At 45.5% G+C, this 12,356-nt stretch carries 11 protein-coding genes; 6 read left to right on the forward strand and 5 right to left on the reverse strand.

Annotation, left to right across the window (positions count from 1 at the left end; all coding sequences use genetic code 11):
• The first annotated feature begins 221 nt into the window (after positions 1-221).
• Positions 222-1,184, forward strand: a complete 963-nt coding sequence (locus JCM16456_RS04720; protein ID WP_231894418.1) for a transposase — start codon at positions 222-224, stop codon at positions 1,182-1,184.
• A 7-nt stretch (positions 1,185-1,191) separates the two neighbouring features.
• Here JCM16456_RS04720 and fes read toward each other — a convergent pair whose 3' ends face one another.
• Complete coding sequence (gene fes, locus JCM16456_RS04725; protein ID WP_068712836.1) at positions 1,192-2,499, reverse strand: enterochelin esterase; 1,308 nt, start codon at positions 2,497-2,499, stop codon at positions 1,192-1,194.
• Positions 2,500-2,723: 224 nt separating this feature from the next.
• Complete coding sequence (gene rrtA, locus JCM16456_RS04730; protein WP_068712837.1) at positions 2,724-3,287, reverse strand: rhombosortase; 564 nt, start codon at positions 3,285-3,287, stop codon at positions 2,724-2,726.
• Positions 3,288-3,290: 3 nt separating this feature from the next.
• On the opposite strand from rrtA, the gene JCM16456_RS04735 reads away from it, so the two are divergent.
• Positions 3,291-3,902 carry a tRNA-uridine aminocarboxypropyltransferase gene (locus JCM16456_RS04735; RefSeq protein ID WP_068712839.1) on the forward strand — a complete coding sequence of 204 codons (612 nt, stop codon included), beginning with the start codon at positions 3,291-3,293 and terminating at the stop codon, positions 3,900-3,902.
• Between the two features lie 20 nt (positions 3,903-3,922).
• Here the strand turns inward: JCM16456_RS04735 and JCM16456_RS04740 are convergent, their stop codons facing one another.
• From JCM16456_RS04740 to JCM16456_RS04750, 3 genes are all read right to left on the reverse strand, one after another.
• The gene (locus JCM16456_RS04740) at positions 3,923-5,233 is read right to left on the reverse strand and encodes an anti-phage deoxyguanosine triphosphatase (protein ID WP_068712841.1); all 1,311 of its coding nucleotides are present in this window, start codon (positions 5,231-5,233) and stop codon (positions 3,923-3,925) included.
• 44 nt (positions 5,234-5,277) lie between these two features.
• Entirely contained in the window at positions 5,278-5,862 is a 585-nt protein-coding gene (gene yfbR, locus JCM16456_RS04745; RefSeq protein WP_068712843.1) for a 5'-deoxynucleotidase, read from the reverse strand.
• Positions 5,863-5,984: 122 nt separating this feature from the next.
• Positions 5,985-7,202 carry a pyridoxal phosphate-dependent aminotransferase gene (locus JCM16456_RS04750; protein WP_068712845.1) on the reverse strand — a complete coding sequence of 406 codons (1,218 nt, stop codon included), beginning with the start codon at positions 7,200-7,202 and terminating at the stop codon, positions 5,985-5,987.
• 218 nt (positions 7,203-7,420) lie between these two features.
• Here JCM16456_RS04750 and JCM16456_RS04755 point away from each other — a divergent pair, with 218 nt between their 5' ends.
• The 4 genes from JCM16456_RS04755 to menB are packed head-to-tail and all read left to right on the forward strand — an operon-like array spanning position 7,421 to position 12,116.
• Positions 7,421-8,728, forward strand: coding sequence for an isochorismate synthase (locus tag JCM16456_RS04755; RefSeq protein WP_068715888.1), 1,308 nt, complete (start codon positions 7,421-7,423; stop codon positions 8,726-8,728).
• Complete coding sequence (gene menD, locus JCM16456_RS04760) at positions 8,725-10,437, forward strand: 2-succinyl-5-enolpyruvyl-6-hydroxy-3-cyclohexene-1-carboxylic-acid synthase (RefSeq protein ID WP_068712847.1); 1,713 nt, start codon at positions 8,725-8,727, stop codon at positions 10,435-10,437. Before JCM16456_RS04755 ends, menD begins: the two co-directional genes overlap by 4 nt.
• Entirely contained in the window at positions 10,427-11,203 is a 777-nt protein-coding gene (gene menH / locus JCM16456_RS04765) for a 2-succinyl-6-hydroxy-2,4-cyclohexadiene-1-carboxylate synthase (RefSeq protein WP_068712849.1), read from the forward strand. The genes menD and menH overlap by 11 nt, the downstream gene beginning before the upstream one ends.
• A 46-nt stretch (positions 11,204-11,249) precedes the next feature.
• On the forward strand, positions 11,250-12,116 hold the full coding sequence (menB, locus tag JCM16456_RS04770) for a 1,4-dihydroxy-2-naphthoyl-CoA synthase (RefSeq protein WP_068712851.1): 867 nt from the start codon (positions 11,250-11,252) through the stop codon (positions 12,114-12,116).
• Positions 12,117-12,356: the final 240 nt, after the last annotated feature.

A 12,356-nucleotide genomic window follows, 5' to 3' on the forward strand; every position in this document is an offset into this window, starting at 1 on the left:
CTAATAAACGCTATCTTTTACGGGGACAGACATCTTAATTTCTCTTATGAGGACAGACACTTTAATACAGATGTCTTAATCATGTTTACAGGGACAGGCACGCTAATGTTGGCGTTTGTTAAGCCGTAAATTTTTGAACTGACTCGCAGTAAGTCTTTGTTCTCCTTCAATCTCCATATTTTTCGTGTCACAACAGCAGCAGTTTCTTTATCTGGATGTTGATGATGACTATAGCTCGCCGCCACCAAGTTGATACCACGATCACGCCTTATTACCACTGTGTTTCTCGTTGTGTTCGCCGCTCGTTTCTATGTGGTGTCGATGCAGTGTCAGGTAGAAACTTTGAGCACCGTCGGGAGTGGGTGGAAAAACGGATACTCTATTTAGCAGAAATTTATTGTATTGATATCTGCGCTTATGCAGTGATGAGTAACCACTACCATTTAGTCGTGCATATCAATGAAGCCAAAGCGGCTGAGCTTTCCGGTTTTGAAGTTATTGAGCGTTGGGGCAAGCACCATCATTTACACCCGCTTGCTCAGCGTTATCTTAACGGAGAGATTACAACGAAGAGCGAAAACGTGGCTGCCAACAAATTAATTGAAGAGTGGCGTAAAAGACTCGCGTCTCTGAGCTGGATGATGAAAGAGCTTAATATGGCGATTGCCAAACAAGCCAATACTGAGGACGAATGCACGGGACATTTCTGGGAGGGACGCTTTAAATCACAAGCGCTTTTAGATGAAAAAGCATTACTAGCTGCGATGACTTATGTAGATCTCAATCCAGTAAGAGCCAATGCCGCGCCGACACCAGAAGAGTCGGAACATACTTCACTTAAGCTGCGTTTATCTGCTCTGGAAAATCAACAGCCTACACCGTCTTCCTTGTTTCCATTCGTTGGTGGCGAGCGAATGGATAGCAAGGACGGTATTCCGTTTCGGTTAATGGATTACATCGAGTGGGTTGATTGGGTAGGGAAACATCATTATTCAGAGGGTCGTTACTCAGTGGACCAAACACTCCCGCCGTTATTAGCGCGTTTGTCGGATAATCAACGAGAGTTTTTAGATCTTTGTACCTGTATTGAACAGCGGCGATGTCTGTGGATTGGGCCTAAAGATCAATTACTTCAGGCCAAACAGCAACTGAATAAACAACGTATTCATGGTGTAGTGTGCTGAGCTTGTGCTATTCAGATAGAACGTAATGTAACCCTTGCATTAATCCACCACGCCAGCACAGGCGTTCATGCCCGCCATCATAGGTACTAAAGAGGGTTTTGACTTGACCATGAGCGCTTAAAGCATCGGCGACTTGCTGATTTAATTCCACCATCCGTTTTTCCCTTAATCCTACATCGAGGTACGACTTAATGGTGACCTCTTTAGGTAGTTCATTTTGAATAAAATCAACGAACTTAGCGTCTAAAGTTGGTAGAACCTCATCCTTTGATTGCTGACGAATTTGCTCGCGATGAGGCCACCAAAAGGATCCCGATGAACTGACCACGCAGCCAAAGCGCTCTGGCCAGTGAAGAGCGGCATACATCGACGTTAAACCGCCATAACTTTGCCCGGCAACTACAGTTTTGAGTGGATTGCGAGAAACTTGATAAAGGGCCTCTATTTGGGGGAGCAACTCTTGTTGAATCGCTTGCCAATAGATGGGATTACAGGTGAGGTCCTCACCGCGATGGCGACGATTGATCGCATCGATCATCACATAGACCGCCTCAGGTAGATAACCGCTTTGGGTATTGTCATCTAGGGCAGAGAATACTGGCATTTGCTTGGCCCAAAAATCCCCATCTTGCATGATAATAATAGGCAAGTCAGTTGCTTGTGAAGATGATGTGCTATAGCACCAAACTTGACGAGATTTGTTCATTAATGCTGATTGCCAAGTAAACTCAACCACTTCTGCTTGCGCAAAAGCTTCGCCCCCTGTTTGGTCAAAACGCTCCCACCCTGGCTGATAAGGCGCTTCTGGCATCGCATATTGCGAGTATTCTTGACCCCATAGGCAGTTTGGTAGGTTACGCTTTTGTAATGGATCAACGGTTGCATAGTTGGCCATTGTGCTCATAAGCCATTGCCTATGCTGCTGTTTTTGTTCTTGCATCGTTCCGTGATAGTGGGGTTGAATCCCATCTTCAGGAACAGGTACAAACGCATATGCTCCGCGCCAAGCATTCGGTAGGCGGCAACAAAAATAGTAGAGGTCAGAATCTTGATACTGAGTGAATTTGTCTGGGGTGAAACTGTGATGGTCTGTAATGCCGTGAATATCCAAATAGACGGCTGCAACCGGATAGGATGCTGTGTTTCTCCAAATAAAACAGGCGTCTGCGTAGCCGCTGTCTGTTGGTAGCAACAAAGGTGTGCCGATGTATTCCAATTCATCCCACCATTCTTGAGAGCCTACAGAGAGAGTATTCAGCTTGGAGTTATGCTCAAGAAATGAATGAAGATCAGCTGAAGATGTATTAAGTTGCATGCGCCATCCTTACCAGACTAATGAAATACGCCCCGCAAAGAGTAATCAATTCAACTAAATAAGGCTAGAAATAATAACTATTATCAACAATATTAATGTGTTGGATACACTGCTTACGATGTCTGTCCTCGTGCTTATGGTGTCTGTCCTCGTAAAATAAAGATGCCTGGCCTCATAAAATACAAGGCTTTTAGCGTGCCTGTCCCTGTAAGAGATTCGATAGTCTATAAAGCAGGCTTGCTACTTTTTCTTTGATATAACAAATGGTTGGTTAGGGCGGTTAGGGTGCCTGTCCCCATACCGGCAAGGTGCGCTTGAATGGCGACTTTGGCGTTGATGAGGTGTGCGGTTTCGGCGGCGGGGCCGAAGATTTGTTCCCACATAACCTTGGCGATAACACCGATAAATAAAAGCCAACTGGAGCGGCGTCCTTCGAGTGCTTCTTTTAAAGCGAAAAACGCAAATAGACCGTGTAATGTGCCTGACAAACCAACGTAACTCGTGAGCGAGCTAAAGAGTAGGCATACACCCACGGCGATACTGACCCCGATACTGACCAGCACTAATTGGCGACTTTGTGGTTTGAAAATAAACCCACCCAGCCATAAAGCCGCTAGATTCATTAAAAGATGGGGAAAGTTGGTATGAGTGAAGTTTCCTGTTAGGATGCGCCACCACTGTCCGTGTTCAATCGAGGTCAGTTGCCAAGCCGCAAAACTCGCGAAAGGCTCAAATTGTAGCGCTAGACAAACTAAACTCATTAACAGCAGCGATAGGTAAAGATTCACAATATGTCCCGTTATTGTTCTCAGTGTGGTAAAGCCCACAAAGTATGTATATGCAGTGTGATAACCCCACTTCATAGTGATGTTGAGCTTATCATTCTTCAACATCCGACAGAAGAACATCGTCCGATGGGGACGGCTCGCATCCTCAGCTTATCGCTCAATAATAGCCAAGTTTTGATTGGTGAGGACTTTCGCCAAGATGAAACGCTCAATACTTTGTTAAGCGAAGAGGGTGTGGCTCACTATGTACTTTATCCTAGTGATACTTCAATATCCGCAAGTGATGTGATTGCCCTGCATCAACCTCAGCAAAAGGTTCGGGTGATCTTATTGGATGGAACTTGGAAAAAAGCATTCAAAATGTGGCAAATCAACACCCAACTACATGCATTACCTGCACTGCATCTACCAACAGATCTCAAAGGCAATTACCGGATTCGTAAAGCACCCAGTGATAATGCCTTATCCACCGTTGAAGCGGGTTACCATCTTCTTTCTATGATGGAGGTCGACGCCGATTTTTCTCCGCTATTAACGGCGTTTGAGCAAATGGTCGATGCTCAAATCCGTCATATGCCGCCAGGTGTATTTGAGCGCAATTACCTCAATAAATAGTGAGCATGGAACGCCCTTAACTAGCCGAATAACTCCTGATGAATACGTTGAGCATAGCCATCAGTCATTGCTGCGATATAGTCACACAAAACACGCATCCCATCACTGTGGGAGCATTCTGCCGCCGCCCATTTCTCTTTGGTCGCTTGTGGCAAGAGCCTTTCTGGATCTGCACTCAATGCTTCAAATAGATCCATAATCACTTGCTGACCACGATATTCAAAACGCTGCACGTTCGGTACTTGAATCACATACTTATTGACAAAGCCTTTAAGTACATCAAGGGCTTCCGACATTTCTGGCGTCAAATAAGCGTTATAAGCCAGTAGTGGGTTATCAAAATTCGCGGCTACTTTTTTTACACTAATACTGGTTAGCAGTGCATTAACTATGCTGCCTATCGCATCTTTACGCACATAGTGCTTGTCAGAAAAAAGCATGTCGGTAAGTTCATCAAGTTCAGTCGCAAACCAGCTTTTAGGAAAACGAGTGAGAGCGTCATAAGCACCTTGCTGCCATTGTGTTTTCGTTACCATGCCTAACACAATTGCATCTTCTAAATCATGTACGCCGTAGGCAATATCATCGGCCAACTCCATAATTGAGCAGTCGAGAGATTTAAATTGGGTTTTCTGATGCTCATAGGGCGTTGTTGCAGGCCCTCGCATCTGTTTAATAAGCTGACGATCTTTGTCTGATAGAGGTTCAAATACCCAACTAAGCATCGTACCATCGCAGTCATAAATCCCCTTGGCGGGCATCCAATCACGAGCTTTGAGTTGGCGAAGTTCAACGGTTTGGTGCAATTTTTCTGCGCGGGTATCACTTAGCAGAGCGGGGTACTTGAGTAACCCTAACAAAGTCCGACGAGCTAAATTCATTCCATGATGTTCGGTATATGGTTCTAGGCTCGTCACAATACGAAATGTTTGTGCATTGCCCTCAAAACCGCCATGTTCACGCATCATGTAATTCAACGCGATTTCCCCACCATGACCGAAAGGTGGGTGACCAATATCGTGCGCCAAACAAAGTGAATCGATCAAGCTGTCTGATGGCATTAATTCGCGCAGCTCGGGCTGTTTATTTTTGATTTGCGCGACGATACCCGTGCCAATCTGTGCCACTTCAAGTGAATGAGTTAGCCGCGTACGGTGAAAATCATTGAGACTGGTGCCATGCACTTGAGTTTTGGCTTGCAGGCGACGAAAAGCAGCGGAGTGCAATATCCTCGCACGGTCGCGCTGGAATGGGGAACGATGATCGTTTAAACGAACTTTATGTTCGTCATTATTACGTTCTTGCCATTGTTCACTGATTGAAAAAGACATTACCTCTCCTTCTGTCGCCACCTTTTCCCTAAATTTACAACCTGTTAACTAATTTCGTCTAGGGTTAATTCGAAACTCGGCGCAAAGGTATGGAGAAAATAATCCATTTCTTCGGTATAGCGTTCTTTGAGTGTGACATCGAGGCGTTTTTTCGCTAACGCGTACTCTTGGTTACCCGCACTGAGCTCTTCTAAGCATTTTAGGTAAGCGCAAATGCAGTCGGCTTGTTTCACCACTGCTGCATCTTCCTGATCCGCCGAGTCTGAGAGTAGAAACGGAGCAAAATCGTCTTGCAGTTCTTCAGGTAGCATAGAAAGCAGGCGTTTTTCTGCTGCGGCTTCTATCTTTTTGTACTCTTTGGCAATTTCAGAATTGTAATATTTGACTGGAGTGGGTAAGTCACCCGTCAGCACTTCACTGCTGTCGTGGTACATCGCTTTGATGGCAATGCGTTCAGGATTGAGTTTTCCACCAAATTTTTTGTTTTTGATGACGGCAAGCGCGTGGGCAACAAAAGCAACTTGCAGGCTATGTTCGGAGATATTTTCTTTGGAGATAGAACGCATTAGCGGCCAGCGCTGAATGAGTTTCATACGTGCAAGGTGGGCAAAAAAATGACTCTCTTTCATCTGCGAAAACATCCTTAATTAAAAATGTCTTGTCAGTGTACAAAAGAGAGTCACTTAACGATACCGTTAAACGGTTAGTTTCTGCTCATTAGAATGAGGTCATTGTCATTTTCTTAACGAGTTTATTTCTGTTTATACGTACTTAAGAAGCGTTCAAAGCGACCGATGGCATCTTCGAGTGTTTCCACATGAGGCAGAGTTACGATTCGTACATGGTCAGGCTCTGGCCAGTTAAAACCACTGCCTTGAACGAGTAACACTTTTTCTTGAACCAGAAAATCTTGAACCAGTTGTTGGTCATCTTTTAAATTGAATTTTTTCTTATCCAATTTAGGGAAAAGATACATTGCCCCTTTCGGTTTCACACAAGAAACCCCAGGGATTTGGTTGATCATTTCCCATGCACGGTCACGTTGTTCAAGAAGACGTCCACCCGGTAAGATCAGCTCGTTAATACTCTGGTAGCCACCGAGAGCGGTTTGAATAGCGTGCTGCATCGGCACGTTGGCACACAAACGCATCGAGGCCAAGATATCCAATCCTGCAATAAATCCAGATGCCAGATGTTTAGGGCCGGTTAGGAACATCCAACCGCCACGAAAGCCACAAACACGATAAGCTTTTGATAGACCATTAAAGGTCATCACCAAAATGTCATCGGCTAGGGTCGCTACAGAAGTATGAGTGGCACCGTCGTACAAAATTTTGTCGTAGATCTCATCGGCGAAAATGATGAGATTATTTTGTCGTGCTATTTCGACGATTTCTAGAAGAAAATCACGCGAATAAACCGCACCCGTTGGGTTGTTTGGGTTGATTAAAACAATGCCTCGGGTTTTCTTTGAAATCTTTTTCTTGATGTCATCGAGTGAAGGTAACCAATCTGCTTGTTCATCACAGAGGTAGTGTACAGCATTACCACCAGCCAAAGAGACGGCAGCGGTCCAGAGCGGATAATCCGGAGCGGGAACCAGCATTTCATCGCCATTGTTTAACAAGGCTTGCATCGACATCACAATCAACTCAGAAGCGCCATTACCAATGTAGACATCTTCTACATCGAGACTGCGAATGCCTTTTTTCTGATAGTGTTGTACTACTGCTTTACGAGCAGAGTAGATGCCTTTTGAATCACAATAGCCTTGTGATGTTGGCAAATTACGGATCACGTCGACCAGGATTTCATCCGGGGCATCAAAACCAAATGGGGCAGGGTTACCGATGTTGAGCTTCAGTATTTTATTCCCCTCTTCCTCCATGCGTTTAGCATGTTTGAGTACTGGACCCCTAATGTCGTAGCAGACATTATCGAGTTTTGACGACATCCCGATATTTTGCATTGTTTTGTTCCTGATTGTAATTGTTTTGTATTATCAAACTACACTAAATGACTTTTTTTTAGAATAAAAATCTAAAAAAATAATTGTTATTGATAAGTAACCAAAATTGAGCTGAGACAAGCAGATGGGAAAAAGATGGGGTACAACCTTGATTTAAGTGTGCTCTCTCAATAGAGTAGCCCACAGTAACACCGAATCTCTTGTTCTCCGAGGTCGCTTTGTCTAATTTTCACCAGTCTATTGTTCAACTGATAGAACAAATTTACCAAGCTGAGGATCACGCTCTACGCATCGAACTACCGTTGGACGATGCTCCGAAATGGTCGTTGATCGATTGGCTTGATGTACAGCCCGTGTTTCCCAAGTTCTATTGGCAAGATCGTGATGCCAGTGAAGAAGTTGTTTCTCTTGGTGCGGTGCACACATTTACTGACCCAGCGCCAGCGTATGCTGTGCTTGGAGAGCATCAACGTGTATGGGGTGGACGCTCCTTTGATGGCGGCACGCAAAAAAATGCCAGTGGCTTACCTTCTTTCTTCTTTTTGCCACAAGTGGAGTTGATTCGTCGTCAAAATCAGTGGTTTCTTGCTGTTAACCTCAATGCAGACCGCTTGTCAGTGATTGAAACGTTACACCGGCTAGAGACGCAACAAGTACAAATGGCAGAAATTGATGCTCAAATTACCGATGTTCGTCATGCTCCGACGCAAGCTCACTGGTCAGAATTGATCGATGATGTCCTGAGCAGTGTTGAACAACAGCACGTTAAAAAAGTGGTGCTCGCGCGCGAAACCTGTTTAGCGCTTTCTAAGCCTCTTAGTGCGGCTCAACTGCTTAAAGTCAGCTATGCGAACAACCACAACAGTTTTCATTTTATGTTGGTGCTTAATGAGCAGGAGAGCTTTATGGGTTCGACTCCTGAGCGTTTGTATCGTCGTTATGGTAATGAGCTGCAGACCGAAGCACTCGCGGGCACTATCGGTCGTGGTCAGACAAACGCAGAAGATGAAGCGTTGGCTTACTGGTTATTACATGATGAGAAAAACATCAATGAAAACCAGTACGTTGTCGATGACATTGTCGACCGAATCACCCCTCATGCTAGTGAGGTGACTGTTGAGCCAGAGGTAAAATTGGTACAACTGCGTAAAGTTCAGCATTTGCGTCGCCGTATTCAAGTAGCGCTTAAGTCTGGTATTAATGGTGTGCAGCTATTAAGTGCTTTGCAGCCAACGGCTGCCGTATCGGGCGTGCCACGTAAAGAAGCTTTTCAATTTATCTTAGATAAAGAGCCGTTTATCCGGGGTTGGTATGCAGGATCGATGGGCTACTTTAGCCATGAACAAGCTGAATTTTGCGTTGCGATTCGCAGCGCGTTAGTACTCGATAAAGAAGTTCGTCTGTATGCTGGAGCTGGGATTGTCCCCGGCTCAATTGCCGCATACGAATGGCAAGAATTGGACAAAAAGATGTCAACGCTAAAAAGCCTGATTGATGAATCTCACTCGCTTGAGGTTGTGCAATGAGCCACGATCAAGCGGTATTGAACCGTATTTGGAGTAAAACGCTACTCGAAGAGATGGCCCGTTTAGGGGTACGTCATGTTTGTGCTGCACCGGGATCGCGTTCTACGCCTTTGACGTTAGAAGCGGACCTCAATGATAAATTGACTTTACATACCCATTATGATGAACGTGGGTTAGGCTTTTTGGCGTTAGGTCTTGCTAAAGCCAGTGGTCAGCCAGTGGCGGTGATTGTCACTTCAGGTACAGCAGTTGCGAACTTATTACCTGCCGTTGCGGAATCTAAATTGACCGGCGAACAACTTATTATTTTGAGTTCAGATCGCCCTGTCGAATTGCTTGACTGTGGTGCTAACCAAGCGATCAACCAAGTGGGAATCTATTCTTCTCATGTGAATCACAGTGTGAATTTGCCTTCGCCATCAACTCAGGTGCCCCTGCGCTGGCTGTTAACCACTGTCGATGATGCTATGTACCACCAGCAAAAGCGACGTGGCAGTATTCATATTAACTGCCCTTACCCTGAACCGCTGTATTCTAATGGTTCGGAAGAGCTATATAGTGATTATCTTGCCCCCATCACCGCGTGGCGAGAGTCGAATGCGGTTTATTGTCAGCGTGATGCGGCTATCCAGGTTACCGCTCCAGAAGTGGCTGATTGGCTGGATAAAAAGGGGGTTGTTGTACTCGGAGCTTTGAGTTTAGAAGACGCTAAGGCTGCGCAACATTTTGCTCAAGCACTGGGGTGGCCATGTTTGTGCGACCCGCAAGCGGGTGTGAGCAGCGATTGGTCTGGCTTTGATTTGTGGTTGCAAAATCCACAAGCAAACCGCGAGCTATCTAAGTGTGATCACGTGGTTCAATTCGGCGCGAGAATCGTTTCAAAGCGATTGAATCAATGGATTAATCGTCATTTAAGTTCGGGCGGTGTTGGTTACGATTATGTCTCATCAAGTGAGTTACGTAATAACCAAAGTCATTTACCGCAGCGGCATTGGGTTACTGATATTCCTCAGTGGGTTGAGCAAAGACTGCAACAGCGAACTCTACGCCATTGCCCACATGCAGGATGGGGCGATCATTTGAAAAATATCGCTCGTCAATGCCGTGAACTCGCCCAATTACACAGTGCGACGGGTAAATTATCTGAAATCGCAGTAGCGTTAGAATTGAACCAAATGCCGACGACTGCGACGCTATTTTTGGGTAACAGCTTAATCATCCGTTTAGCGGATATGGTGAGCTCTCTGCCTTCGGTTCCTGTCTACGCTAACCGTGGCGCTTCGGGTATTGATGGTTTAGTGGCAACCGCAACGGGCGTGCAGCGTGCGACCAATAAACCACTGCTTATGTTATTGGGTGATACGTCGCTTCTGTACGATATGAATTCGTTGGCGCTGTTGCGTCAGACTTCTCAGCCTGTCGTGGTAGTGGTGACCAATAACGACGGTGGCGCGATTTTCGATCTCTTGCCTGTGCCTGAAGAGAAACGTCAAGCGTTGTACCAGATGCCTCATGGCATGACATTTGAACATACTGCAGCGCAATTTGGTTTGGCATATGAATGTCCCGAAACTTTAGAAGCATACCAAACAGCGCTAAATGACCATTTCGCTCATGGTACTGGTGCATTATTGGTGGAAGTCACAAGCATTCCGGGTGAAGCGTCACAGCATATCAAACAGCTGGTGGGTGAGCTAAATGCTGGCTAATCAAGTAAAGCGTTGTTGCCATCAGTCGAACCAACCGGTGTTGGTTTTTTTACATGGGCTTCTTGGTAGCGGCGCGGATTGGCAGTCCGTGGTGAGTATGTTAGAGCACGACTGGATGACGATTGATTTGCCATTTCATGGTAAGAGTCATGCTGTAGAGTGCGATGGCTTTAACTCTTGTGTAGCACTTGTGGTCGAAACTTTAGCGGCAACGCTACAAGAGAATACGCCAATAATACTGGTCGGTTATTCATTGGGGGCACGTGTGGCAATGATGGCTGCCGCAACGGGGGCTCTAAAAGATCTAAATATTCAGGGTTTGATTTTAGAAGGCGGTAATTTTGGGTTGTCTTCTGCGGCTGAGCGAGAATCTCGATGGGCTAATGACCAGCGATGGGCCGATCGTTTTGCTAATGAATCAATTGAACAAGTGTTAGCCGATTGGTATCTGCAACCGGTATTTAGTTCATTAAACCATGAGCAAAGACAAACATTAATTGCTGCGCGTAGTGATAATCTTGGTGGACAAATAGCAAAGATGTTACGTGCCACATCGTTAGCGAAACAGCCTTATCTGCTGTTTGATTTAAAGTCGCTTATCTTACCCATGCACTATGTCTGTGGGGAGCACGACACCAAGTTTCGCGCACTTGCGCAGCAAAGTGGTCTGGCATTTAGTCAAGTCACTAGCGCCGGACACAATGTACATAAAGAGCAACCCAAGGCGTTTGCTCAGATTATTGAAGATTTTATTCTTCAGCACTAATTTATCTGTCAACTCTATGTTGACCACAACAACAATGGGAATCACCATGGCGAAAACTGTAGGCATTTCAGAAGAAGAGCTTTACGCACCGGTTGTATGGACTGACTGCGGCGAGAGCTACGAAGACATTCACTATGAAAAATCTGAAGATGGGATTGCGAAAATTACCATCGCACGTCCACAAGTGCGTAACGCATTCCGTCCGCAAACTGTTAAAGAAATGATTAATGCTCTGGCTGATGCTCGTTACGACGAAAGCGTTGGCGTGATCATTCTTACTGGTCTTGGCGAAGATGCATTCTGCTCTGGCGGTGACCAAAAAATTCGTGGCGACTACGGCGGCTACAAAGATGAAACCGGTACTCACCACCTCAACGTATTAGACTTCCAACGTCAAATCCGTACTTGTCCAAAACCTGTGATTGCTCAAGTTGCTGGTTGGGCTGTTGGTGGTGGTCATGTTCTACATATGATGTGTGACCTGACTATTGCAGCAGAAAACGCTCAATTTGGCCAAACAGGACCTAAAGTGGGTTCATTTGATGGTGGTTGGGGTGCTTCTTACATGGCTCGTATCGTAGGTCAAAAGAAAGCGCGTGAAATTTGGTTCCTTTGCCGTTTTTACGATGCTCAAGAAGCATTGGACATGGGTCTTGTGAACACGGTTGTGCCACTAGCAGACCTTGAAAAAGAGACGGTTCGTTGGTGTCGTGAAGTTCTACAACACAGCCCAATGGCTCTACGTTGTTTGAAAGCTGCATTGAACGCAGACTGTGATGGTCAAGCGGGCCTACAAGAACTGGCTGGTAACGCAACCATGCTGTTCTACATGACTGACGAGGGTCAAGAAGGACGCAACTCGTTCAACGAAAAACGTCGTCCAGACTTTAGCAAGTTCCCTCGCAATCCATAGAATCGTTATCCTTGGAGCGAATGGGTTCTAGCACAGCAAGAGAGTTGACTCTCTTGCTGTATTCTCCCCAAGAATGACTATACTCTACACGCAAATCGGTTTGATCATGCCTAAGTGACTTGGATGGACAGCATTACGCTAATTTCTTCTATGCTGCGTTACTGATTTTCTGCGTAGAAGGTCTATGTATTCAAATCAGTGCCTTGCTTAAGAGCGAATATACTTTCGCTGAACCAGCAT

Source organism: Vibrio tritonius, from assembly GCF_001547935.1.
In the GTDB taxonomy this organism is placed as follows: Bacteria; Pseudomonadota; Gammaproteobacteria; order Enterobacterales; family Vibrionaceae; genus Vibrio; species Vibrio tritonius.

Bases quoted from the DNA above. Each gene is read 5' to 3' on its own strand.
- JCM16456_RS04720 (WP_231894418.1), top strand. From the start codon at position 222: ATGATGACTATAGCTCGCCGCCACCAAGTTGATACCACGATCACGCCT.
- fes (WP_068712836.1), bottom strand. From the start codon at position 2,499: ATGCAACTTAATACATCTTCAGCTGATCTTCATTCATTTCTTGAGCAT.
- JCM16456_RS04735 (WP_068712839.1), top strand. From the start codon at position 3,291: ATGTCCCGTTATTGTTCTCAGTGTGGTAAAGCCCACAAAGTATGTATA.
- JCM16456_RS04740 (WP_068712841.1), bottom strand. From the start codon at position 5,233: ATGTCTTTTTCAATCAGTGAACAATGGCAAGAACGTAATAATGACGAA.
- yfbR (WP_068712843.1), bottom strand. From the start codon at position 5,862: ATGAAAGAGAGTCATTTTTTTGCCCACCTTGCACGTATGAAACTCATT.
- JCM16456_RS04750 (WP_068712845.1), bottom strand. From the start codon at position 7,202: ATGCAAAATATCGGGATGTCGTCAAAACTCGATAATGTCTGCTACGAC.
- menD (WP_068712847.1), top strand. From the start codon at position 8,725: ATGAGCCACGATCAAGCGGTATTGAACCGTATTTGGAGTAAAACGCTA.
- menH (WP_068712849.1), top strand. From the start codon at position 10,427: ATGCTGGCTAATCAAGTAAAGCGTTGTTGCCATCAGTCGAACCAACCG.
- menB (WP_068712851.1), top strand. From the start codon at position 11,250: ATGGCGAAAACTGTAGGCATTTCAGAAGAAGAGCTTTACGCACCGGTT.